The sequence below is a fragment of the Vibrio sp. Of14-4 genome, from assembly GCF_022347625.1.
Lineage (GTDB): Bacteria > Pseudomonadota > Gammaproteobacteria > Enterobacterales > Vibrionaceae > Vibrio > Vibrio pristinus.
Map to the genome: position 1 here is coordinate 18,647 of NZ_JAKRGI010000001.1, position 24,096 is coordinate 42,742.

A 24,096-nucleotide genomic window follows, 5' to 3' on the forward strand; every position below is an offset into this window, starting at 1 on the left:
TTTTACTCTAAATGGTTGTTATCAGTGACTTCGCAATTCGTTTAAATGAAGCAAAGCACGTATCAAAATCGTGCGGTTGTGGGTTAAATACCATTGGTTTTACAAAGTCATCAAAACGTTGTCGAAAGAGGGGATTACTCTCTAATTCTTGTAACCCGAGATTCAATTCATTGACAGGATCTGCGACAAACTCGGCATGTTGGTTGCCAAAACGTTGGATGTCTTCTTGTAAAACCGTGTGAAAAAGTGGTGCGAGTGTTTCGCTAGTAGTTTTTTCCGCGATATCGATACAGTGAACATCGTAAATGTGACGAACCAAAGTGGCATCGTCGTTTCGCTCCGAGTCACGCTTGACCAACATGGTACGGCGGAGCATAGAAAGAACTTTTTCCACCAAAGTTGCCTGAATAGAAACGCAAGCAAACGCGTTGACTTCTCTTGATTGCTGGTAAAGTTCTGAAACCAACGATTGTATGGAGCGTTCTTCTATCGCATGAAGAGAAATCGTTTCCATTAACTCAAGCTTGATAATTGGACGCAAGCAAGGAGCTTGGCTAAATTGTTGAGGATATTTAAGCTCATATTCCACATAACGATATTCGTCACGTACTAATTTATCTTCGATAGCAAAGTGACCTGATTGTGCGATTCTCGCTTCGATTTGCTCAATCAATACTTTCCGTAAAGCCTTTTTTTTACCACGGCTTAAGGCTACAAACTCCTGTGAAGGAATGAGTTTAATATCTACATCTTCTGACATTCGGAGTATTTTGACATCAGATTTGGCAAGTGCCGTACCACCTGAGAAAACCAGTTTGTGTGTTTCAACTGAGAGTGCTTCAAGCTCCGCAAGTAAAGCGACGACCCAATAATCTTTTTCAATGATCGCTGGGTTTCCGAGTGCTAAAGCATCGGAAACCTCTAAGAATTGTTGTTTTAGTTTTTTCATCGTCAATTTTGTGAGTTAAGTACTCTGTTACCTACGACTAATTTGCGATTAAATTGCTTTGGGTTCCATGAGTACTGGACGGATGAAGGGATTTGAGTACTCTGACCTGAAAGGCTTTGCCAAGAGAGGCTATCCATTTCAAAATCGACGCCTTTCATCTTCAAAATTTCACGCATAAGAGCATCAGTACCGCCAGGGTGTGTAGGCATAGGTTTACCCGTTAGGCTGTTGAGTTTGGCTTTGGTATACAGACCGTAGCCAATCTTAATCAAATCACCTTGTTTAACTAGTTGTCTTAGCGCTCGTCCAACCTGGTCGTAGCTTGCTACATCATCAAAGTCTTTACGTTCAAAGACGTAACGTCTAGAGCGTTTTATCTTTTGATAAATACATTCAACGGCTGTCATTTGAACCTCCTTCGTTTACATATTGGCTTCAGTATAACCTACCATGTTGCCAATAGGAATAAATACGGCATAAAGATAAAGGAGATGACTTTTAACTATTTGTATTTTAATTATTTATTGCAATATTTCGAATTGTCACCTTACTCCAAATGGTTTATGCCACCTTATTTAGGTTCTGAACGGCTAGATTCTGTATTATTTTTTAAATAGGCGGCAGAAGCCGCCATGTCTCGATGTTACCACTCTTGTCTATTCAGCTCTTTTGCAATGACTTTAAGTACTTCCGTCGTGATATTTGCTGCTTTCGCTCTGGTAACGATTTTAATATTGTCACCATATTGAACCCAAGCATCCCCATCGTTCACAATTCTAACCATGGCAAAGGTATCTAAAGTCAGAGCATTGTCTATTAGTTGATTATCATCCATAACAACTCTCTACATCAAATTGACGAAAACTGAGAATGGTACTTGGATTCCATTCGTTTGAAGTTGCATTCCATGCTGCTCTGTAAAGTGCATTAGAAACAGAAGCTTACCCTCACGTTCTTCTTCATCTTCTTGCAATTCATAACCCAATATTAGTTTTAGCTGGCTAAATGACTCTATAGTGGAATAAATTGAATAGACACTGTCTAACTCATCGAAAATTGTTCGGGTTGGGTTACGCCTCAAAGACAACTTAAGTCGATAAACTCGGCGGATATGTTCGATGTTTATTCCACAACTGACTAGATGCGTAAAATCATATTCTTGAGTGAAATCTGCATGTTCCAACGCTTCTGTCACGGCTTGAAGCTCAAAATTCGCTAGTTTACGCATCGTCTACCTCCAGACATGGGAATTTGTTAACAGCATCATGTAGTTGTTGAATTTGAGCTTGTTTTCCATAGCGACCATACGTGATGTTGGGGTGGGCATGACCAACGATCTCCGCAACGACATGCTCAGGTATATCAGCAATCTTTAATTCATCGATAAAAGTGTGTCGGAACGAGTAGGCAGTTGGCCGTGCATTGGGTTTCATTCCAATGGCTGTTTGTAATTTTCCTAAGTTAGTGCGGTATCGAAATGACCAATCTCTATTCTCGCCATGTGGTTTATAGTTAAACAACTGTTTCTGCTTTTGCTCTCGGCGCTCTTGCACATACTCAAGAAACCCTTCTTTTCTCAATTGATTGTGCAAGGGGACAATGCGGAAAGCATTGGTCGTTTTTAGCCTCTGATCCGCTTCGGAATCAGAAATCGAGATGCATGGGACACCATCAATTGTTTGAATGTCATTAGTCGTCAACTGGCAAACTTCAGAAGGCCTACATCCTTGATAGAGCTGTAGTTTGGTTGTCCATTGAAACTGAGTGTCTTTTTTACGGAACTCGGGGCTCGCGAAGAGCCTCTTAAGCTCTTTTAAATGCCACCGCTCACGTTGCTGTGACGCTTTTGTTCCACGACTTTTCGGTGCTTTTACCGCTTTGAAAATATTTCTTTCGATGAGTTCAATTCGTTCGCAATAGTCAAAGAACTGCTTATTTGCTGCAATGTATTCTTTTACTGTCTTTGCACTTAATCCCGTTTCAATTAAGTGGTCTCTGTAAGTGTTGGCAGCTTTAGCAGATAAACTAACGTTTTGCTTGGTTAGGTAATCTAAGAAATTTGTGCAACGCTGATTCAACTGCGTCAGAGTTAATGGTGTAACTTTTTCCAAACGTTTACTATGAATAAAGTTGTCTAACTCAGTGATGAGTACTTGCTCATCAGCCAGACTAGGGGTTACGCTAACTTCAGGAGTAGGAGCAGGAGCAAGTTGAACCTTTATCCTTGGCTCATTATTAATGCTAACTACTGTACATTTTGATTGTGGGTTATCCGCATTGGAAAGGTTAGAGCTAAACTGCTGGCGAACCTTTGCTACTTGAGCATCGAGTTCCATTTTAAAGCTGACATAAGGAATCCTTTCTGTGAGCGCTTGCTCGTATAAAGTGTGGATTACACCAGAAAGCTGAGAATTACGCTTAGAAGCAAGCCTACGTTGCTTAGTCAGAAGTGAGAGTCGAATCTCTCTCGGATAGCCAAGAGAAATCTGTAATGCAACAGGAGTGGAAATACGTGTATAAAACACGTTATTGCTCAATTTAATCAAATACATATGTATCACCTATTTGTATTAGGTGACATTTGATCGTCTTAAAACGAGAAAAGCCCTTGAAAAATCAAGGGCTTGAATGTGGCGGAGAGATAGGGATTTGAACCCTAGATACGCTATTAACGTATGCCGGTTTTCAAGACCGGTGCTTTCAACCACTCAGCCATCTCTCCGTTGTTGAGGCGCATAATATAGGGGTTAGAACTTGTTGTAAACCCCTAATTTCATTGAATGCTTTAATTATGAGCAGAATGTACATTCAATCGCTTATAAATTACTTAATTAGCCCAAATTAGAGGTGAAGAGTGCAGCCCAAATGCTGCACTCTTCGCGTTTAAGAGGAGGTGCTTGGCGTCATGGATGGCGTTTTGTGCTTTTGATGACTGTATATCACTAAGCCAAACAATACCGCTGCACTCATGATTTTTATTACTAGTGATACTTGTGGCCAAACGAGTATCAGTCCGAGGGTGAGTAAGATTACTCTATGCAGCCCTCTTATCTCACCTTCTAAATAGCCTTCGAGCGCGCCAACAAAAGCATAGGTACCCAGTATGGCAAATACGCCAGCTTGTATGACAGACACAGGGTCCCAGCTCACTATGTTGGTATAAGCAATAAGAAGCGGCACTAGATACAAACCTTTGGCTATTTTCCAAGCTGTAAAGCCTGTTCGCATTGGGGGAGTGCGAGCAATGGTTGCAGCGGCAAAAGCGGTTAAACACACAGGTGGCGTGACATTACTGTCTTGTGACAGCCAGAAAATGATCAGGTGAGCAGAAAGTAGTGCCAGCGTAATGGTTTCGATGCCAAGGCTCTGCTCATACAAGGTTTGCATAAAGTCAGCTGGAACCTGCGCCATTAAGCTTTGCGCCATTTCAAGTGACATAGGTGCGTTGAGTAAATCTACTTTATTGGGAGCGCTTAGCATAAAGATGGCGCTGGCTTGCTGCGGCAACTGTCCTGAGACCATCAGCTCTAAAAGCTGCTTCTCCGCGAGGAGTTGGTAAAGCGCAGGGGCTGACAGTGTGCCGAGCACGATATAAGAGGCAGTGACAGGCAGTCCCATGCCTAAAATCAGTGATGCGAGAGCGATTAAAGTAATCATCACGAGTAAATCACCGCTGGCCCATTGCTGGATCATAAGCGAAAACGTATTACCTATACCCGTTGTACTTATTACGTTAACCACTAAGCCAATACCGGTTAGCAACACAGCCGTCGTCGCCATATTTTTCGCACCTTGTGCCAGCGCCTCGAATATGGCTTTTGGTCCCATTTTGTGGTGTTTGGACAACCAAGAAGAAACAATCACGGATACTATCGCGAGCCCTGCGGCGTAGGTTGGCGTGAAGCCTTGAATAAGCAAGACGACCAGTACCACAAGTGGGATGAGGTTGTGCCAGCCAGACAAGAGAACCAGCATAAGTGGCTCGTTTTCTGTCGATGTTTTTTGCACGCCGCTGCGTTTTGCTTCAATGCGAACAAAAAAAGCGACGGAACAAAAATAAATCACCGCTGGTAGAAGTGATACAAGAATGATGTCTCCGTAGGGTACTTGCGTGTAAGAAGCAATAATAAACGCGCCAGCGCCCATGACCGGAGGCATAAGCTGGCCTCCTGTGGAGGCGGCGGCTTCTACGCCAGCAGCAAACCGAGCGGGAAAGCCTGCTTTTTTCATCAAAGGAATGGTAATAACCCCAGTGGATACTGTGTTGGCGACACTTGAGCCAGACACTGAACCCATTAAGCTTGAGCCCAATACGGCAACAAAACCTGGGCCGCCTATGATTTTTCCAGCGGCAGCTTTAGCCACGGCAATGATGTAATCACCAACCCCAGAGCGAACCAAAAATGCGCCAAATAAGATGAACATAAACACAAATGACCAACTGATGCGCGAAATCGGGCCAAACATACCTTCTGATGAATAGAAGCTACGGTAAAGCAGAGTTTCAGCGCTAAGACCCGGGAAGTGGAATAAACCTGTCGCCCAGTCTCCCCACCAAACCACATAGCTCAAGCATAGGATGATCAAAACGGGAATAAACCATCCCATAGTTCGGCGTATCAGCTCAGTGATAATCGAGATTGCCAGTAGTGAAAATACCCAGTCGCTGGTGACAAAGTGCATCCCTCTTTCATACAGCTTGTCTTCGCCAAAAGGAAGATAAAGTACACAGCTCACTATGGCCGCAATAAGAAGCACATCAATCCCAAGCGCAATCTTACTCTGCTTGAGAGAAGGGTGGGCGGGGTAGAGCAGAGTACATATTATCGCAAAGCCACCAAAGTGAATGGCTGAAGTCCATAGCTCAGGCAAGCTTGCCGTAAGGTTAAACCAAATGTGGGCTAAGGATAGCGCCACACAAAATAAGGTGATGCACTTACCCACCATGGGTAAGTGGCTACGGGTGGAAAGTTCAAACTTTTGCAGCTCTTGCTGCATCGAATTATTAGAGTCCATATTCGCCTCGCTTGGGAATAACCAAATAGGGCTTAACGAACAATAAGTTCAGGTGATAGCTCTATACCCATTTCACGGTAGTAACGAGCCGCGCCAGGGTGCAAAGGAACAGGCAAACCAGAGGCGCCTCTTTCCAGTGCCATTACTTTCGTCGCTTTATGGATGCCTTGTAAGAAAGGGAGGTTTTCATAAATCGCTTTGGTTAACTGATAAACATCTTCTTCGGAAACATCTTCGCGCACAGCTAAAAAGTTAGGCTGTGCAATGGTTGTGATGACCTTATTGACACCCGGATAAGTGTTGGCAGGAATGTCGTATTTTGACCAAATATTGTATTGCTTATTGGCTTGTTGGATTTGCTCATCGGTAAAGGATAAAATTTGGATGTCGTTACCCAGCGCAGCAAAGGCTTGAGTTACCGCGCCAACAGGCACGCCTGCCGGCGTGTTCATTCCATCAATTGTGCCGTTTTGTAGCGCGCTGGCACTGCCACCATAGCCCATATAGGCAAGCTTAAATTTTTCAGGGTCAATCGCTAGGCTTTGCATGATTTGTCGGCCGGAGTTTTCCGTACCTGAGCTTTTTTTGCCAATCGAGAACTTTTTATCTTTTAACTTTTCCAGATCTGCCATTGTGCCTGTTGGGGCAAGATCGGACCGAACGATAAAATGTTCAACGTTTTGCCATAACATGGAAACCGAGCGCAGCTGAGTTTGGCTTCCCGCGTTTTCATAAGGTCCTTTGCCTTGCCATGCCCAAGCGCCATAAAGTCCCTGAAGAATTGCAAATTGAGCTTGATTATCATTGAGCAATTTGATGTTTTCACCAGAGCCTGCTGAGCTAATCGCTGCTAGAGAGAAGTGTTGCTTTGGGGCAAGTTTGACTTTACTTAAGGTCGCTAGGGCAACACCAACAGGATAGTAAGTGCCTCCTGTGGATGCGGTAGCAAGAATATAACTGCGGTCATTGGCAAGAGTTGGCTGACTAAGACCAAAGACTCCTAGGATAATTGCTGTGGTTTTGAGTATGTGTTTCAACATTATGGTCATGCTCCGTATGATTATAATTATCGAAATCAGGGTAGAGCAAACACAATGCCAAATCTTAACTTTTTGTATTTAAATAACTTTTATTTCATCGGTTACTAAAATCAGCCATTTATTGCTTGTTTGTTAATTTTCTATGAGCAAAAAATGGCTTATCAGTTCGGATAGCCGATGCGCTGACTAAATAGGACTTTAGTCGTTATTCAATTTATTTATCTAACATTTAAGATCAATGAATAAGCCATTTTATGCCGATAGTATCTCGATAATAAGATGATCTTATTTAGTCAATATAATCACTTCGATTTAATGCGTATTTGAGCATTTTTTGATTGAGTGTTCGTCTGGGTAAATCCAGCTCTTGCATAACATCATTGATGCGCCCATTATGGCGATTAAGAGACTCATGCAGCACCTTTTTCTCAAAGCTCTGCATTTGAATTGCAAGTGACACCCCTTTCTGCTTGGTTGGGTTTGGTGTTGTAGGCTGGCTGGATAAAATCTCACCAACGGTCATTGAGTCATCGAGCGCGAAGCGTATCGCGACATTGCGCAGCTCACGAACATTTCCCGGCCAGTGGTAGCTCAAAAGGGCATCTTGGTCTGCTCGACTTGCCCGCCGAGTATTGGAATTTGCTTGCTCTGTAAAGTGATCAAAAAGTAGTAGGGCATCTTCCTCTCGCTCTTTGAGTGGTGGCAAATAAAGCTGAGCGACATTAAGTCGATAAAATAAGTCTTGGCGAAATTCGGGGTGATTAAGCAGAGGGCTTTTGGCCGCTGAAATAATGCGTAAATTCACGTGGTGTGACTGATTACTTCCCACGCGTTCTAGCGTATTTTCCTGAATAACTCGCAGCACTTTTACTTGCATTGCGGCTGGCATACTTTCTATTTCATCGAAAAATAAAGTGCCTTTATCAGCGAACTCCATTTTACCAACTCTTTTTTTCGATGCGCCAGTAAAGGCGCCTATTTCATGGCCAAATAGCTCACTTTCAAACAGAGTTTCAGGGATAGCCCCACAGTTGACGGGGACGAAAGCATGTTTATTGCGAAGGCTATACTGATGAAGACATTGAGCAACCACTTCTTTTCCGCATCCTGTATCGCCGTATATGATGACATGGGTATCTATGCTGGCTACCTTGTGAATTTGTTCACGAAGCTCTTTCATTACCGCACTTTGGCCGATAAGAATTTTCTCCATACCTTGTAGGTTTTTCAGGTAGCTTTGTCGGCCTTGCCAGTGCTGTGAACTTTGATAGTGAGTGATAGCTTGTGAAATAGTGTCGGATAAACGCTCTGGTTCAAAAGGTTTTTCGATAAAATCAAACGCCCCCTTTTGCAGCGCTTTCACCGCCATATCCACATCTCCATGACCAGTAATTAATACAATAGGAATCGATGGGTTAACGGCTTTAACCTGTTGCATCAAATCTAAGCCGCTTTGTCCCGGCAAGCGCACATCACTGACGATGGCGCAGAACGAGTTGTCCTTAATGCTACCTAAGGCCGTCTCTGCGGTTTCAAAACTCTGTACATCAAATCCTGCTAAGTCCAACCACTGCTGCGTGGTGTGACGAACGACAGGATCGTCTTCAATTAAGGCGATTTTTTGTTCGGTGACGACGTCCATATTGTCCACTACTGACTTTTTTCTTCACGTTAAGCAAATCTATCGATAACGAAAAGGGCATATATCGCATTTTAGGTAATCTCTTTAAGGAACAACATTGCCAAGAAAAACATGAGAGTCATTGGTCGAGTAAAGCGCAAATGGAACACAGATAAAATTATTTGATAATAAACACACTATAAGAGACTGATACACCAATGCTGGCTCTGAAATAGATTACCCTAGCATGATGGCTTCATGGACTGATAAAAAGGAATGGGCTTTATGTACGGTCGGAGGCTTTTGGTTGCAGTGATCCTAGTCGGCGTGTTAATGGGGTTGATGCAGACGCTAAGTCAAAAAATTATCTATCAATGGAAAATAGAAACCACACAGAGAAACGCGGAAGACCGTTTTCTTGGCTACATAAAAAGTGTTCGCCGAACCTTGCAGCGTTTTGACTATCTACCATTTTTAGTCACTAAAGATGATACAAGCGTAAGGTATTTAAAAGGCGAAGAAGCGCTATACCAAGAGCTGCAAGCACAGTTAATAACGCTTGATAAAGCCGCAAACACGAAAGGCTGGTATCTCCTTAATACCAAGGGTCAAATCAAGCTCTCAAGTGTTGATAATCAGAGATTGGGAAGTCATGTCGCCAAGCAAATAACAGAAAAAGTATTGCTTAATAGTGGGGCGGTATCTCATGTCGCAGGCAGCAGTGATTATTTGGTTGCCGCGCCACTTTATGATGGCAGTGAGATCATAGGTGTGATTGTGGTTCAAGCGGATTTGAATATGTTGATTGAGCAGTGGTTTTCAAAAGGAGAGGCTATTTTGGCCCACCAAGCTTCAAGCTCTCTTTTTCTCTCCAGTGATACGCTTTTTTCTTCCTCTTGGTTCGAAGGCTACTTTACTCATGGATCGTTTAATGAATATCAGACCTTGTACGATGGAACGCGGATAGAAATTTGGCAGATAAAGGCTGAGCGGTATTTAGTGCAGAGTGTCCTCTTGGATGACTTAGATTGGCGCCTCGTTTATCTAACGCCTTTGGCTTCTCTAAATCAAACGGTACTTTGGACAAGTTGGAGCTTAGTTTTTATTGGTCTAATGATTTTTTTGCTGGTAGTTGTCTCGCGTCAACGCAAACAAAAAATTGCGGCCTACCAAAAAATGCAAGATTGGATCAGAGCCTCTGAGCACAGGTTAAGTCAGATGATCAATAAGACCCATGTTGGTTTGATATTGGTAGATAGCCAAGGCCAGATTAAGGTGATGAATCCTATGGCAAAGCGCTATTTTAGTTTGTCTGAATCCATGATCCGAAATATACATGTCTGGCAACTGTTTGAAAATGGCAGCTCGGATACGACCATACTGAGTTTACTAAAGAATTTAAACACTCTGTCTTATTTGATTGACCTTAACCAAGTAGAGACCTTAGGCCAGCGGAGTGATGGTAGTCTGTTTCCGGTTATTTTGTCGGTCAATGCCCTTTCATGGAGTGATGAGCGATTGTATTTATGTACGGTTATTGACATCAGTAAGCGTAAACGGGCAGAACTTGCCTTAAAACAAACTAATCAATTATTGCAGTACAAGGTCGAAGAGCGAACTTTGGAGCTTGAGAGCGCTCATCAAGAACTCGTCGAGTCGAGTAAAATGGCGGCGCTGGGTAGAATGTCCAGTGCGATTGTGCATGAATTCAATCAGCCTCTAACCGGGATGAAAACCTTGTTCTCAACCAATAAGCTGCTGATTGAAAAAGGTGCGTTCGACCAAGTTAAAGACAATACAGCGTTAGCTGTCACCCTGATTGAGCGCATGATTTCCATGACTCGCCAGCTCAAATCATTTGCCTTTCAGCGCTTAGAAGCCCCTTCTCCAGTGAACTTTTGCGATGCTTTGCATGAGGTCTTAACGACTTTTCAACCAAAGCTGGAGCATATTGAATTTAATATTGATATTGAGGCTGGAGTGAATAATGTTTTAGGAGAAGAAGCTCGATTGCGTCAGGTATTGGGGAATCTATTGTCTAATGCTATAGATGCGGTTGCAGACATAAAAAAACCTAGTATTTCTATCCAAGTTATCGACCGAATAGAGCAGGTTGAATTTAAAATCAGTGATAATGGTATAGGTGTTGATGACGAGAAGCTGGAATCTATTTTCGAGCCTTTTTACACCACGAAAAAGATAGGGGAAGGACTTGGCTTAGGTCTTGCCATATCAGCCAATAATACTCGTGATATGCAAGGTAAGTTAATGGCTCGCCGCAATTATCCAAGCGGGATGGTGTTTGCACTAATTCTTAAAAAGTTACCCATCTAGCCTTCATCCAGATAGTGGCTTATTTTCGTTTGGATAAGAATGAAGGGCTCCAGAAAAACACATAGTTAACCGAGTGATTTTGTGTTTAAGTTAAGTCTTGAGCCCTAATTGTGGTTATTTAAACATGGGGCGCTCAGGGACACCTTGAGGCCCATTGTTGTCACATCTTATCCTTGATAGCTCGCCAGTTGCGCTGTCCAAAGTCAAAATGTAGTGAGGGTATTTTCCCTTATGGAAGCGAATGGCATTTATTCCTTGCTTCCTTGTTTCTTTTTTTGGCCAAGCCAATAAGCGTTGCTGGTTGGAATCCATGTATAGATCAGCTAGATTCACATCTTCTAAAACAATCACATTAATATTATTTTCTGAGCCATAATCGACTTGCCCAGAAACATCAAAATAAAGATAGGTTTCACCTTGAACATAAATTATATTATGGCTGTCATTATTTAAAGTGATACTAAAACTATGTCCGTGGTTCATATTTTTACATATTATATGATGAGGTACTGAACGAATAGAATTATATCTTCCTTCACTACCATCATCTAAGTACTCAATAATTCTTCCATTATAGCAAGCTGATCCTTCCTCAATTGTCTTGATATAGACTTGGTTGTCTTTTATGTTTCTATAATTTCTTTTTAATTTATAAAGAATAAAATTACTAACAACATCCTGATAATAAATGTTAGTTCCGGATGCATCTGGTAACTCAATAGTGGAAAATCGGCGGGCAAAATTTTCAGCCAAGTCATCGAGTGTCAGATTGGTATACTTGTCTTTTAAAAGGCCCCAACGAGTGTCTAAGAAAGATTTATGCGCTGTATTATTTGAGATGATTAAGCCATTTTTACCTTCTCGTACATCAAGGTCCGAAAGATTTTCTACTCCTTTAAAAACAAGAGTGTTTTTCATCGATTCAATATTTTGGGCCCGATATGAGTAGGGTGAGTTGTCGCTATATTCAACCTGATAAGGTATTAGCCATTCATCTGCGCAGCTGAGCCCATTATATGATTGTCGTAAAGGGTTGAGGTTTTCGCCATAATAACCGTACTCCTTTCTTTTTGCATCAGCATTAAGTTGAGGCCTAACTCCAGAATTTGATGCCCACGGGATTGATAGCTGTCCTTTATCAGCATCAAAACTTGGCGTACATATTGTCTTGCCGTCTTGTATCACCTTGATATTAGTTATGTTGAAGTTGTCAGGTATAGAGAGCGGTACCTTAAAGCTATTTTCTTTCTTATCATAATGCCCATAACGACCGTCTAAACAGGGAGAGACATTCTTGGGCATTAACGTTTGATGGCGATTTCTTCCCTTTCTACGCAAAGAACTATCCATGTAATAAAAATTCAGATTGTGCGTTGATGGCTGTCTTGTTTCAAAGTCGAATATATACCTATTCAGTCCTAAGCTGTCTCGAAATATATGTTTACCAAATGAAGCGTTTACAGTATTTTTTGATGAATTAAGCGCGATATTATGTTGCCTACCTGCACATAGTATCGAGTGATGGCCTTGAGTAGGCCCTGTGAATCGAGATCTATCGTAATTTAAACGAAAGGCTCTAAAATCGGTGGCATGTGCGGTTTCGGAGCCTTTTTTAATCGAGAAATAATTACTCAATGAAGCTTTTTCATGGTTTATTTCAAGGTCACCTTTACAGCCTGCTAAATCAAGCGTATTTTCTCCGTATCTGCCGTGGATCCTTGTATTATTTAGTTTTTTCAAGCTGAATATGTTGCTGCTTGCATTACTGCCTTCGACAGTAATATTAGGGCTCGATACCAAGATTGATCTAATTGAATTAAGAGAAGAAAAATTATAGCTTGCAGTTCTGTTACCTGAGATGGCGACCGTATCTATGCTGCCAGTGATAATCTCGAAGTGTCCACTGTGACCGCTGGCTTGGCTGCACCCCCTTGGACCCAAGCATACATTTTCGATAGATGAGTTTTCATTTGAGTGCAAAATTAAAGTTGAATCGGAGCCGTTGACTGTAATATCCCCACTTTGGTATCTACCGTTGTCAAAATCATCAAGTATTAAGGTTGTTGGCCTGCATAGGTTTGCGCTTAATTTTGTGTGTCTGGGGTTGCCGTCTGCTTGTGGATTTCCAGTATTTTTCACTTTGATTGTTAGAGGCATTGCGAAGCGGCCTTCCATCAAAGGAGATACATGTATATTGATCGATGGCCAAGTGCCGGCATCGACAATTAGAGTTTCCACGTCTCTTACATAGGGTGATTGACGAGAGCTATCTCGTGTCCAATTTTCCGAATCATACCATCTAATTCCGCCGGCATTGCAGACTACGATATTGAGTGGTTTTGGTGACCCTCCATGGAGTGGACGATAAGGTATTTCTAGAGTATCGTTTCCTGAGCGGCCATTAATATAACTCTCTGATATGTTTGTGGTGAACATACCACTTGGAATAGAGATATAGTCATTGCCTGAGCCGGTATTAATATTTATAAAATCATCCCCAGGGCCAGCCAGCACAGTGTCATCCCCAGGGCCTGACTCGAGGCGATCGCCGTCCGTCAATTGAACAACATCATTACCGCCCAAGGTAAACAGGTTATCTGAAGAGCTAGAGTTGCCAATTAAAACATCATCACCGTGACCTGTATAAATGTTATTTTTTCCTACACCATCGGAAATAATCAGTTGAACGAGCTGGTCGGTGTTATCATGTTTTACCTCTCTCCAAGAGTGGTTGCCCCTCACCTCATCATACAATGCAATTTTGATACGTCTATTCACACGATTAGCGGTTTGCAGCCCTTCTTTACGCATCACTTTTTTCATCGCTGTTCGGTCAGTAGAATCACCGTGTGTAATACCAGCGGCCTCGGCATTTGTAGCATATACAGCAGTATCAAACCCATTCATCGCTGCGTGTTCAAATAGCTTATCTACATGTTGAGTAAAGGGTTCGGAGCTAATGTATTTATCAAATTCTTCTGTTAATTTGACAGACTCTTCTCGCGTATCGACAAACTCAGTAAAGGCGAGTATAAGATCATTCAGAAGTGATAACCCAGTACTGACGGCATCTAGGATTAAAGATACTACGGTACCTACAGGTGGGAAAAAGTCGGCGACTAAGCTGATTGAATCCAGAACTACACATACTCCATCTATTACCGCACCTACGACATACATAGCCCCTCTGCCGATATTTCCATTGGAAAAAGCTTCTTCGGCAGCCATAGCATTGTTTGTCACAGAAGCGACCCCATAGGCTATCGCTGCGGCGGAACCGACAACTGGAACCCACCGCGCTGCTGTTTTTACACCAGATTTGGTTGCATATTTGGGAAGTTTACTTAGTTGTTCAACAAAAACCTCAGCTAGATTGACGGTATCGCGAGCGAGTCTTGTTGCGCCAACTGCCGTCCGAGTATCAGCTTGTCGAATCGCACGTTCGTATTCATCTTGTGATATATCACCATTTTTAAGGTCCAGCCTCGCTTGTTCAATTTTTTTTAATCCTGCTGCAATATCGAGCCCACCAGTGATCGCACCATATGCGCCTCCCGCCCCCCGAGCGACAGAGCCAGCTTTGGACAAGGTATTAGTACTTCTTCGAAACGCTTCACGGTTTCTATAGGCACGTTCTACTTTGTCGAAGTTGTATATGGATGTTAGTCCCTTTCTCGACGATGGAGCACTTTTACCCGCTTCGAGTTTATCCAGTTCTTTTACAATTTCTTGGAGCTCGTTAACTCCCTTTTTCCATATGCTGTTGGGTAAGTAATCTGTTACTGCATCAGAAAACGAACCAAGCAATCCAGTACCAGGACCTGAATTAAGGTCACTAAAGTCTTCGATAGAATTTATCCCAGGAAAATTGCTGTCGACGAAGATATCCCAATTGCTATCTTCGTCGTGAAGGGGTTGCTGAGTTTGCGATCCACTAAGCGAAGCATTGATATTTCCGAGGATACTCTGTATTTCAGGCTTTTCACTGATTTGGCGCAAGTCCTCAATAAGTTCTTCGCTAACCCCTTGGCTTAAAAGAGCTGGCCCCAGAGTATCTAAAGGATCATGGTTGGCTAGTTGCTCTGCTGATCCTCCAAACAATGAAGCTAAATTTTTGGCGTAGTCTTTAGAGAGCTGAGCCGGTGAAAGTTGATTATACGATTGTGAGCTATTCATCCTTTAACTAATTCCATCTAGAGTTTTGAATGAAGCTCAGGTTAGTGATTTTGAACAATTGTCGATAGGATGAAAATATCAACATCAAAGATGTGGTTGAATGATTTTTATTACAAGAAAACAAAGAGTTGTACTTATGTTTTCGTTATACTCAGTGGTTAGTATATATTTCAGAAAGGAAAGAGCCCGTAACTCATTGAGTTACGGGCTTAAGGTGTATGGTCGGACTGAGAGGATTTGAACCTCCGACCCCCGACACCCCATGACGGTGCGCTACCAAGCTGCGCTACAGTCCGATGTGAGTAATGTACCTATTTTTTTTCTTTAGGTCAAACACTAAGATAAGGATTTAGTTACTTTTTGCATAAAAACGCTGTAATTCGGTTAAACCCTGCATTAGTACCGGTAAAGTAGGGTTTTTATCTTGCAAACGTTGGTAGTTTCCATCGTACAGCTTGTAGTTACCGAACTTGTCGATTACCGTTGTATCTTTGTTGGTTATTAGGGCTAGCTCTCGAGTGCCGCCAGCAAGAATCCATTTTCTAGGGCTTTCATCGAATAAACTTTGTCCACTGCTAAAATCAGAAGGATTGGAGGATACGCCCAGTAAATCCTGTAATAGGGTCACAGACAAATCGAGGTGACTTGTTCTGTGATCATAAATCGCTGGTACTTTACCTGGCCAGTGAATAACCATAGGCACTTGGAGTTGGTAGCGGCTGTAATTACTATTCGAACCCCAGCTGTTGGTTTTTGTCTCGTTAAACTCAGTACCGTGATTAGAGGTTAAAATTACCACGGTCGATTCGCTGATACCGAGTTGCTCGATTTTATCAAATAAAACGCCGAGCTCTTCGTCAGCGTGAGTGACAGAAGCGTGATATCCGTTTTGTAGTTTATCGAACGTAGAATGGTTACCTTTATCATCATAAGCGCTGAAGTTGTCAACCGTAGTCAGCTCGATAAAGCTAAACCAAGGGGCCTTCTTGCGCTGCTCAACCCAATTTGCCCATGCATTGATGGCCTGCGTATCGGGAGAGCTTGCATCATTAAATGCGATGCCTGTGAAATTTAGGCCACGGAAAATAGTTTCGCCATACAGAGCGTCATCAAAGTTATCTCCGCTAAATAGCCCGAAACTGTAGTCTTTATCTAGCAAAGTATCTAAAAGAATAGGTCGAGAACCTTGCATTTTGATGCTGCTAACATAGCTACTTGGCAGTCCATAAAAGAGACCAAACACACCGAAGGTATCATTACTTGAGCTGTAATGATTGGTGAAAGACAGATTTTGCTCGGCAAAATTTGCCGCATTGGGCATCCATTCTGATGTCATCACATCGCTGCGTAAATTATTGACGCTCACAATCAAAATGTTCAGAGAGTTTGCTCTGCGGCTAAACTCAAGTTTTTCTAGCGGGTAACGTACTAGCTCAGCATGAGCTTGATTTTCTTTTAAGCGCTGTAAATATTCATCGCGGTCAAGCAAACCATGACGTTCCATAAAGGATTTAGCCGTCATTGGATAGGAAAGAGGGAAGTTTGCTTTCTGGATGGTGATCGGATTATAGAAATACGCGTCCGCCCAGACATAGATGAGGTGGCTAGTGATAAAGCTAACGAAAAACAGCACCGCGATAGGGCGGCCAATATGCTTGTGGGATAGTCTGCGCTGTTTTCTCCACACCCATTCAGATAGCGCCAGTTGCAGAAGGAAAATTAGTGGCAACACCACGAATAGATGCTGCAAATCAATATTTATCGAACTGCCTTCTTCGTTGAGTAACACTTCCCAAACCACAGGGGTTAGGTGGAGATTTATCTTTTGGTAGGCTTGCGTATCCACAAGCAATACTGTCAGCCCAAAGGTGGCAAAACATACAGCGACTAATCGAAACAATTTTCGAGAGGGGATCAAAAAGGTGAGAGGGAATAGAACCAACAGATAAAGCGCAAACACAAGAAAGCCAAAGTGACCTACCCAGGATATTGCGAGGTAAAATTGACCGAGCAAGGTTTCCGGCCAAGGAGATTCAGTGATATAACGGGTGCCAATGAGCATGGCTGCAATGATATTGAAAAAGGCAAACCAATGCCCCCAACCAACCAGACGCGAAACGCGTTCACCGTATGTGTTTCCGTTATCTACCATGTAATGTTCTATTGTCCGTTTGTTATTCTAGTGAGTGCTTTCTTCAATAGAAGACAACAATGCCTGAGCAAATTTTTCAGCAAGTGCTTTTCTTTGTGAAGTATTAACGTTTTGATTTAAGACATTGGTAGCGATATTACCTGCAATCATTAAAGATAGCTCAGGCCCAGCCCCGTGTTTGTCAAGAACAGCAGCCACCTCTGATAAGATAGTTTCTACTTTGTCATCGCTGTATTTAGATGTGATCGGCATAAAGACTCTAATGGTGATAGTAAAGCGACTTATGATAACCTACAATGCCCCGCAACTGAAACCTACACGACGATAAAATTTATCATGAGCCTTCATCTTTCAAATGTAATTTTGCATCAGTTACGAAAAAATGACTCTGACGAGCTTATTGTTAACTTTAGAACGGAATGTCTAGAAAACGACACGTCCACTGAAAATTTAGTGGCTGAGCTTCACAGAGTTTTCAATTCCAAAGCAGGCAAAGGCTTTGGTAGTTTTAAATCTGACAGTGAATTTCAAATCTGGTTGCATGAACTTCGCAAAGGTGGAAAGAACTTCTATGATTTTTCGCAACTTAGTGCAAATCGTCTCAAAAATGAATTGAGTAAGTACCCCTTTGCAGATGAAGGCATCTTAGTGATTGCAGAATATCAGTCTCTGGCAACCGATTATTTGTTTGTTGCTATTGTGCCATCTAACCAGAGCCTAAAAGTGACTGAAGGCCTTGATATTAGCGCGACAGATTATTTGGATCTTAGCAAAATGGATATAGCGGCACGTATTGATTTGACCAGTTACGAGACGGATAAAGAGTCTAACCGTTACTTGGCTTATATAAAGGGGCGTGTCGGCCGTAAAGTGGCTGACTTTTTCTTAGATTTTTTACAAGCAGAAGTCGGGCTAGATACTAAACAGCAAAATCAAGTTTTGATGCAAGCAGTTGATGACTTTTGCACTGACTCAAAGCTAGAAAAAGAAGAAGTGATCAGTTACAAAAAACAAGTGGCTGATTATTGCAATGAACAGATCAAAACAGGTGATGAAGTTCAAGTTCGAGAACTGTCTGGAGAATTGCCCCCGACCCATGAAGGCACCAGCTTTTTAGATTTTACCCAAGAGAGAGGGTATGAGTTAGAAGACAGCTTCCCGGGCGATCGAACGGCGGTTAGAAAGCTAACAAAATATGTTGGGGCAGGCGGTGGGCTCAATATGAGCTTTGACAGTATGCTGCTCGGTGAACGTATATTTTACGATCCAGAAACCGACACTTTGACCATTAAAGGGACGCCGCCGAACTTACGCGACCAATTGACTCGAAATCAAGGGTAAGCAGTTACCCTTTGTCAGCTGCGGATAGCTGTTATAATATCGAGGAAGTGGTGCTGTCAGGTGGGACCGTGCCGCCAGCGGTAGAGCCTAATTTGCTTGTGCAGGCCATGAGCGGGTTTGACGCTTCTGACAATGAGATAGCAAATTCCTCCCTCAGCAATATAAACACAGCTGAAAACTTGTTAGTGAGTGCCCCTCAAAGGGCGGTTGCCTAACTTTCTTCAAGAGTTAATCGGGGCCACAGTGAGATGTGGCCTTTTTTATTTGTGATTAAATACCTCGAACTCTATGATGAAAATCGGACTAGGTCGAAGAAATCACGACTTTGGCCTACTATTCTTGCTCATTGCGTATATGCTTGTAATTATGCAATTTATTCGAAGAAGATCAGGGTATGGAAGGTAAGGCGCTCAAGTTAGCTTGGTTGGTTGTGGCGATCTGGGTTTTAGGTATTTCAACGTTAATGTTCGCTTATCGCTCAAGTGTGACAACAATGAATCAGGTCAGTGAGCTAAGCAATAGTATTGATGATCTCAAGTATTCTATGTTCCAAGAACCTTCTTACCGAGCAAGCCAGACTGGAGAGCAAGCCCTTAAACTGCAATTGATTCACGCTTTGCGCTTGCAGATGGCGGCGACTTACGAGCAAAATTGGTTAACCCTTGATATGGGGCTGCTGCTTTACACTACCGACCAATTTATAGAGCAGATGAAGACGTTTTTGAATAATGAACTTGAGCTGATTGCACTGGTTGACCAGATCCAAACACTTCGCGCCAAGTACCAAAAAGATTCCAAACTATCGAATTATTACGCGAAAGTAGGCACGAATGTATTGGCTGCGCTGTTTAGTTCTAGTGAATCAAACCCGAAGGTGTTTAGGGAGCTTGACCAACTTTTTGTGCAATCAGAAAAGTTACCGGCACTACAGAAAAAACATTTACAGCATCTGCTCTCAAAAACATCGTCATTGCTAGGTACTTACGCCCAAGGCAATTATGTGATTGAAAAAATCATGAATAATTCAATTTACTCTCAGATCGCCTTGGTAGAACGTGAGTTTCATGATCAGCAAAATCAGTTGGTTATCGGTGGTTTAGTGTTCAGTGGACTGTGTTTACTCGCCTTGTTTAGTGTCAGCTATCGTGTGTCTTCAGTTCAGTCAATACCAAATCACCCCGTTGGCGCAAAGCAAGAGCCTGCACACACAGACGATCAACGGATCGAAACCCCAAAAGCGGAAATTATAAACCAGAACGAGGCATTGGCTATGGGCAATGATGAAAAGGGAAATAATGAGCCCGAAATTGATTTAAAAGCCATGTTGGAATCACTTGGCGATGATCATGAGTCGGTGTGTATGTTGTTGCAAGTATTTGTTGATGATCACACTGGTGATACAGAAAAAATTGCCGAGCTATTGCATGACTCACCAGAAGAGGCATTACGCAAAGCGCACAGTCTCAAAGGGGTGGGTGGTAACCTTGGTGCCAAGAAGCTACGAGAGGCAGCAGGTAATGTCGAGCAAGCTCTCAAAGACGGCTCCGGTTCAGTTACTGAACTTCTTGGTGAGCTTAAAATTCGATTAGATAAAGCCATCGATGAAGCGCAAGAGTTTCTCAATCAGCAACAAAATGGCGCTTAGCGAGAGCGAGTCTAGCTTTTCTCCAATACAATAGTGAAATCACCTGTCGAATAGTCATCAATCACCCTTACCTTGGGCGTGAGTGTGTGGCAAAAGGAGAGTACGTCGTTTTTGTCATATGCTTTGAGCAAGGTTGGTTTGAGAAAAACATCCTTATTGAGCAAGTTGAAGATGACGACTTCTTTGGCCGCTGCGTACATACGGGCAATCATACGCTCTAAGTAATCAGTTTGACGCGACTGATAGTTAAGTGAACCACTGGCGATAATAATATCAAGCTCGGGCAATGGTGTGCGGCTAATATCAGCGAGCCTAAAACGGCACTGAGCAGATCCAATACGTTTTTTTGCTCGTTTTAGAAATGGCCAATGTTGGTCAATGCCCAGGTAAAAAGCTAAGTGTTTATCTTGGCTGAGGTAGTCATACAGCTCACCTAATCCACATCCTAAATCCAACACTCGCTTATTTGAGAAATCGGCGCTGTTGGCGATGGTTTTAAATCGTATTATCTGTTCCTTCTCGCTCGACCAGCCCTGCATTTTATAATTTAAGCTGCGCCCATTTAGGCTTTTATTACGATGAAATAAATACACGTTTAATCGGTCGAGAATATGCATGATGGCCTTATTTGAGTGTCAGAACATAGTCGTTATGCACAAATATAGTACGAGAAAGACGCACTCTATAAGCCTATATCATGTGGGTAGATGGTTGAAATTATTTAATAAGCTGAGTGGATAAAAAAGGGGGGAGGGGAGTTAAAGAACCAGATAAATGCCTGATAGCACTTATCTGGTTTAGAGGTGTTAAGCGCTTTGTTTAACTAATTCGCCGCTGTCATCGGTGTGGTTAGCCGTCGCTGTCGGATCACATTTATCAATAAACCAGCCCATGTAAGAGGTCACTATGGTAACCAAAATACACACAAAGCTTAGCCACATGAATGGAGCATAAGATAGGGTCGCGACACCAAGGATACTCGCCATGTAGATACCGTTGTCACTCCAAGGCACCATACCAGAGGTCAGGGTGCCACCAAATTCGGCGTTTCTGGATAGATTCTTACGTTTGAATCCTAGGCGGTCATAATTTTTAGCACAAATTTTCGGTGTTAGGATCAAAGAAACATACATTGCTGAGCCAAATACGTTACCAAGGAAGGCCGTTCCTATGGTGCTGGTTGCTAGTGAACCTGCGCTTTGTACTCTGCGCTCAAATAGCTTAGCAATGGTTTCTAGCACACCAACTTTATCCAGTAAGCCACCAAAGCCGAGACCAAAGACAATCACAGCCACAGAACCAAGCATAGAAGACATGCCGCCTCGGTTTAAGATGGAATCAATGAAACCGACACCAGATTCAATGTGGAAAGGGGCCCACGCGGTATTAAAGGCTTGCAAGAAGTCTACATCCTGAATCATGACAGCCCAAACTATTCCAAGTAGAGATCCAAAGCTGATCACTGGAAAAGAAGGCATACGCATGGCCAGTAAGCCAAGCACTATGGCAACAGGGACGAACGAATAAGGAGTAATGTAAAATTGATTGTCCATTGCCTCAATAACAGACTGAACTTGCGTCATGTCTACATTACCGGCGTAGTGGAAGCCAAATACAGTAAACATGATTCCAGTAATGATGTAGCTGATAAGCGCGATAGGCAGCATGCCTTTAATATGTTCCATCACTTCAACGTTCGACATGGAGGACGCTAGGATAACCGAATCTGACAATGGTGACATTTTATCGCCAAAATAGCAGCCTGATAGAACAGCACCTGCGGTAATAGGCGCAGGTACACCTAAACCTTGACCTATACCCATCATAGCAATACCAGCGGTTCCTGCTGCGCCCCAAGATGTACCAGTCGCTAATGCAGTTAGCGAACAGATAACCATAGTTGCTAGCAGGAAGATGGAAGGGTGAATTGCTTTAAGGCCATAGTAGATAATGGTGGGGACAATACCACCTGAAATCCAAGTGCCTACCAAAGCTCCTACTGCGAGAAGGATTAAGACAGCGCCAAGACCATTGGAAATACCATTGAGTGCTGCTTTTTCAAGATCTTTGTACTGGTGACCGAGCCTTACGCCAAGCACCATGATCACGAACCAACCTATGTACAGTGCCAGCTGAATTGGCAAATCGAGTTGGGCTGTGAATGAAAAAGCCATCAGCAAGAATAGACCTAATGCAATGATCACTTGCATTAGACTGGGTAAGCGTGGAGTGAGTTGCGTCATGCAGATCCTCTTATATGTGTTATATCTCATAGGTTCCTATTAATTTATTTAGGAACGCATTGAGAGTACTTACTCATTTTTAGTAGGCGAGCACTTTACATTAGCTAGAATAATATTTCGAATAAATACTACTCCGATGTGATTTAAATCTACCAAGGTATTTTAATTTGGTTAAATATATTGTAAATCCTTATTGTTTTTATTATTAAATGTGATTTTTTTGTTTAAAATTGGTTTTATTTTTGTTTCTTTTTGGCAGGGTTATAATTGCTTTCGCTTTTGGGTTTGAGTTCGAAGAATGTTCTTTATTATCGCCACAGCTTATAAAGTCAGAAAAATAGGCACAAATAAATCAAATTTCTCTTGAGATTTTGCTTAGAAAGTTGAAGTATTGAATCGTTTCCTAAATTAATATTGCACACGGAGAGTTGAGAAATGAGAGTAGGTTTAGTCGGTTGGCGCGGCATGGTTGGTTCAGTACTCATGCAACGCATGGTTGAAGAGAACGATTTTGACCATATTGAGCCGGTATTTTACAGCACATCTCAAGTTGGTATTCCCGCTCCTGTGTTTTCGGATCGTCAGCTCGGTTCAGACTCAGGTTTACTGCAAGATGCCTATGATATTGACAGCCTAAAGCAGCTTGATGCTGTTGTGACGTGTCAAGGTGGGAGTTATACAGAGAAAGTGTATCCTGAGCTCAGAAAAGCGGGTTGGAAAGGGTACTGGATTGATGCCGCTTCAACCTTGCGTATGGCGTCAGATTCAATCATCACATTAGACCCAGTTAACTACACCCAGATTCAACAAGGTATTCATCAAGGTACTAATACCTTTGTTGGTGGTAACTGTACTGTGAGTTTGATGCTAATGGGCTTAGGTGGTCTGTTTGAGAAAGGCTTGGTGGAGTGGACCAGCGCGATGACCTATCAAGCGGCTTCTGGCGCAGGTGCTCAGAATATGCGTGAGCTTATTTCTCAAATGGGTGTTATCAATGATTCAGTCAGCTCAGAGCTTGCCAACCCATCAAGCTCCATTCTCGACATTGATAAACGCGTGGCTGACACCATGCGCTGTGAGTCTTTCCCGATCGATAAATTTGGTGCGCCACTGGCTGGCTCTCTTATCCCTTGGATTGATGTTAAGCGTGACAATGGTCAAAGCAAAGAAGAGTGGAAAGCTGGCGTTGAAGCGAACAAAATTCTCGGCTTCCAAGATTCTCCAGTGCCTATTGATGGTACTTGTGTTCGTATTGGGGCGATGCGCTGCCACTCACAGGCGCTCACTATCAAACTGAAGCAAAATGTTCCTATGGACGAGATCGAGGAAATGATTGCGACCCATAACGATTGGGTAAAAGTGATTCCAAATGAACGTGATATCACTGCCCAAGAACTGACACCTGCAAAAGTGACGGGTACTTTGTCTATCCCTGTGGGTCGATTACGTAAAATGGCGATGGGAGATGATTTCCTTAACGCCTTTACCGTGGGCGATCAATTGCTTTGGGGTGCAGCAGAGCCTTTGCGTCGCACACTAAGAATTATTTTGGCAGAGAAAGCCTAAGTACTAAAAACCT

Annotated in this window: 17 protein-coding genes and 2 tRNA genes; 4 read left to right on the plus strand and 15 right to left on the minus strand. The window is 42.7% G+C overall.

Annotated features, from left to right (window positions below; translation table 11 throughout):
- Positions 1-7: 7 nt before the first annotated feature.
- From MHN79_RS00090 to MHN79_RS00130, 9 genes are all read right to left on the minus strand, one after another.
- Positions 8-949, minus strand: coding sequence for a nucleotidyl transferase AbiEii/AbiGii toxin family protein (locus MHN79_RS00090; protein ID WP_239171166.1), 942 nt, complete (start codon positions 947-949; stop codon positions 8-10).
- A 2-nt stretch (positions 950-951) separates the two neighbouring features.
- Positions 952-1,356 carry a DUF6088 family protein gene (locus tag MHN79_RS00095; protein ID WP_000127617.1) on the minus strand — a complete coding sequence of 135 codons (405 nt, stop codon included), beginning with the start codon at positions 1,354-1,356 and terminating at the stop codon, positions 952-954.
- A gap of 236 nt (positions 1,357-1,592) precedes the next feature.
- Positions 1,593-1,784, minus strand: coding sequence for a hypothetical protein (locus MHN79_RS00100; protein ID WP_239171167.1), 192 nt, complete (start codon positions 1,782-1,784; stop codon positions 1,593-1,595).
- A 9-nt stretch (positions 1,785-1,793) separates the two neighbouring features.
- Positions 1,794-2,177, minus strand: coding sequence for a hypothetical protein (locus MHN79_RS00105; RefSeq protein WP_239171168.1), 384 nt, complete (start codon positions 2,175-2,177; stop codon positions 1,794-1,796).
- The gene (locus MHN79_RS00110; protein ID WP_239171169.1) at positions 2,170-3,501 is read right to left on the minus strand and encodes a tyrosine-type recombinase/integrase; all 1,332 of its coding nucleotides are present in this window, start codon (positions 3,499-3,501) and stop codon (positions 2,170-2,172) included. The genes MHN79_RS00105 and MHN79_RS00110 overlap by 8 nt, the downstream gene beginning before the upstream one ends.
- A gap of 79 nt (positions 3,502-3,580) precedes the next feature.
- Positions 3,581-3,671: transfer RNA gene (locus tag MHN79_RS00115), tRNA-Ser, on the minus strand.
- A gap of 161 nt (positions 3,672-3,832) precedes the next feature.
- Positions 3,833-5,965: a TRAP transporter permease gene (locus tag MHN79_RS00120; protein WP_239171170.1), complete on the minus strand. Its 2,133-nt coding sequence runs from the start codon at positions 5,963-5,965 to the stop codon at positions 3,833-3,835.
- 32 nt (positions 5,966-5,997) lie between these two features.
- Positions 5,998-7,005, minus strand: coding sequence for a TAXI family TRAP transporter solute-binding subunit (locus MHN79_RS00125; RefSeq protein ID WP_172971811.1), 1,008 nt, complete (start codon positions 7,003-7,005; stop codon positions 5,998-6,000).
- A 289-nt stretch (positions 7,006-7,294) separates the two neighbouring features.
- On the minus strand, positions 7,295-8,647 hold the full coding sequence (locus tag MHN79_RS00130) for a sigma-54 dependent transcriptional regulator (RefSeq protein ID WP_239171171.1): 1,353 nt from the start codon (positions 8,645-8,647) through the stop codon (positions 7,295-7,297).
- 264 nt (positions 8,648-8,911) lie between these two features.
- Here MHN79_RS00130 and MHN79_RS00135 point away from each other — a divergent pair, with 264 nt between their 5' ends.
- Positions 8,912-10,960, plus strand: coding sequence for an ATP-binding protein (locus MHN79_RS00135; RefSeq protein WP_239171172.1), 2,049 nt, complete (start codon positions 8,912-8,914; stop codon positions 10,958-10,960).
- A 114-nt stretch (positions 10,961-11,074) separates the two neighbouring features.
- Here the strand turns inward: MHN79_RS00135 and MHN79_RS00140 are convergent, their stop codons facing one another.
- The 4 genes from MHN79_RS00140 to MHN79_RS00155 form a co-directional block, all read right to left on the minus strand.
- Positions 11,075-15,136 carry a calcium-binding protein gene (locus MHN79_RS00140; protein WP_239171173.1) on the minus strand — a complete coding sequence of 1,354 codons (4,062 nt, stop codon included), beginning with the start codon at positions 15,134-15,136 and terminating at the stop codon, positions 11,075-11,077.
- A 219-nt stretch (positions 15,137-15,355) separates the two neighbouring features.
- A tRNA-Pro gene (locus MHN79_RS00145) sits at positions 15,356-15,432 on the minus strand.
- Positions 15,433-15,485: 53 nt separating this feature from the next.
- Positions 15,486-17,288, minus strand: coding sequence for a DUF3413 domain-containing protein (locus MHN79_RS00150; protein WP_239171174.1), 1,803 nt, complete (start codon positions 17,286-17,288; stop codon positions 15,486-15,488).
- A 27-nt stretch (positions 17,289-17,315) separates the two neighbouring features.
- A complete protein-coding gene (locus tag MHN79_RS00155) occupies positions 17,316-17,540 on the minus strand; it encodes a YejL family protein (protein WP_239171175.1) in 225 nt (74 codons plus the stop codon).
- Between the two features lie 84 nt (positions 17,541-17,624).
- Between MHN79_RS00155 and yejK the strand changes: the two genes are divergently transcribed.
- A complete protein-coding gene (gene yejK, locus MHN79_RS00160) occupies positions 17,625-18,629 on the plus strand; it encodes a nucleoid-associated protein YejK (RefSeq protein WP_239171176.1) in 1,005 nt (334 codons plus the stop codon).
- 394 nt (positions 18,630-19,023) lie between these two features.
- Entirely contained in the window at positions 19,024-20,274 is a 1,251-nt protein-coding gene (locus tag MHN79_RS00165; protein ID WP_239171177.1) for an Hpt domain-containing protein, read from the plus strand.
- Between the two features lie 11 nt (positions 20,275-20,285).
- On the opposite strand, the gene MHN79_RS00170 is transcribed toward MHN79_RS00165, so the two are convergent.
- Both MHN79_RS00170 and nhaC read right to left on the minus strand, forming a co-directional pair.
- Complete coding sequence (locus MHN79_RS00170; protein WP_239171178.1) at positions 20,286-20,891, minus strand: class I SAM-dependent methyltransferase; 606 nt, start codon at positions 20,889-20,891, stop codon at positions 20,286-20,288.
- 189 nt (positions 20,892-21,080) lie between these two features.
- Entirely contained in the window at positions 21,081-22,517 is a 1,437-nt protein-coding gene (nhaC, locus tag MHN79_RS00175) for a Na+/H+ antiporter NhaC (protein ID WP_239171179.1), read from the minus strand.
- Positions 22,518-22,952: 435 nt separating this feature from the next.
- On the opposite strand from nhaC, the gene asd reads away from it, so the two are divergent.
- Positions 22,953-24,083, plus strand: coding sequence for an aspartate-semialdehyde dehydrogenase (gene asd, locus MHN79_RS00180; RefSeq protein WP_239171180.1), 1,131 nt, complete (start codon positions 22,953-22,955; stop codon positions 24,081-24,083).
- The last annotated feature ends 13 nt before the right edge of the window (positions 24,084-24,096 follow it).

Bases quoted from the DNA above. Each gene is read 5' to 3' on its own strand.
- MHN79_RS00090 (WP_239171166.1), bottom strand. From the start codon at position 949: ATGAAAAAACTAAAACAACAATTCTTAGAGGTTTCCGATGCTTTAGCA.
- MHN79_RS00095 (WP_000127617.1), bottom strand. From the start codon at position 1,356: ATGACAGCCGTTGAATGTATTTATCAAAAGATAAAACGCTCTAGACGT.
- MHN79_RS00100 (WP_239171167.1), bottom strand. From the start codon at position 1,784: ATGGATGATAATCAACTAATAGACAATGCTCTGACTTTAGATACCTTT.
- MHN79_RS00105 (WP_239171168.1), bottom strand. From the start codon at position 2,177: ATGCGTAAACTAGCGAATTTTGAGCTTCAAGCCGTGACAGAAGCGTTG.
- MHN79_RS00110 (WP_239171169.1), bottom strand. From the start codon at position 3,501: ATGTATTTGATTAAATTGAGCAATAACGTGTTTTATACACGTATTTCC.
- MHN79_RS00120 (WP_239171170.1), bottom strand. From the start codon at position 5,965: ATGGACTCTAATAATTCGATGCAGCAAGAGCTGCAAAAGTTTGAACTT.
- MHN79_RS00125 (WP_172971811.1), bottom strand. From the start codon at position 7,005: ATGTTGAAACACATACTCAAAACCACAGCAATTATCCTAGGAGTCTTT.
- MHN79_RS00130 (WP_239171171.1), bottom strand. From the start codon at position 8,647: ATGGACGTCGTCACCGAACAAAAAATCGCCTTAATTGAAGACGATCCT.
- MHN79_RS00135 (WP_239171172.1), top strand. From the start codon at position 8,912: ATGTACGGTCGGAGGCTTTTGGTTGCAGTGATCCTAGTCGGCGTGTTA.
- MHN79_RS00140 (WP_239171173.1), bottom strand. From the start codon at position 15,136: ATGAATAGCTCACAATCGTATAATCAACTTTCACCGGCTCAGCTCTCT.
- MHN79_RS00150 (WP_239171174.1), bottom strand. From the start codon at position 17,288: ATGGTAGATAACGGAAACACATACGGTGAACGCGTTTCGCGTCTGGTT.
- MHN79_RS00155 (WP_239171175.1), bottom strand. From the start codon at position 17,540: ATGCCGATCACATCTAAATACAGCGATGACAAAGTAGAAACTATCTTA.
- yejK (WP_239171176.1), top strand. From the start codon at position 17,625: ATGAGCCTTCATCTTTCAAATGTAATTTTGCATCAGTTACGAAAAAAT.
- MHN79_RS00165 (WP_239171177.1), top strand. From the start codon at position 19,024: ATGGAAGGTAAGGCGCTCAAGTTAGCTTGGTTGGTTGTGGCGATCTGG.
- MHN79_RS00170 (WP_239171178.1), bottom strand. From the start codon at position 20,891: ATGCATATTCTCGACCGATTAAACGTGTATTTATTTCATCGTAATAAA.
- nhaC (WP_239171179.1), bottom strand. From the start codon at position 22,517: ATGACGCAACTCACTCCACGCTTACCCAGTCTAATGCAAGTGATCATT.
- asd (WP_239171180.1), top strand. From the start codon at position 22,953: ATGAGAGTAGGTTTAGTCGGTTGGCGCGGCATGGTTGGTTCAGTACTC.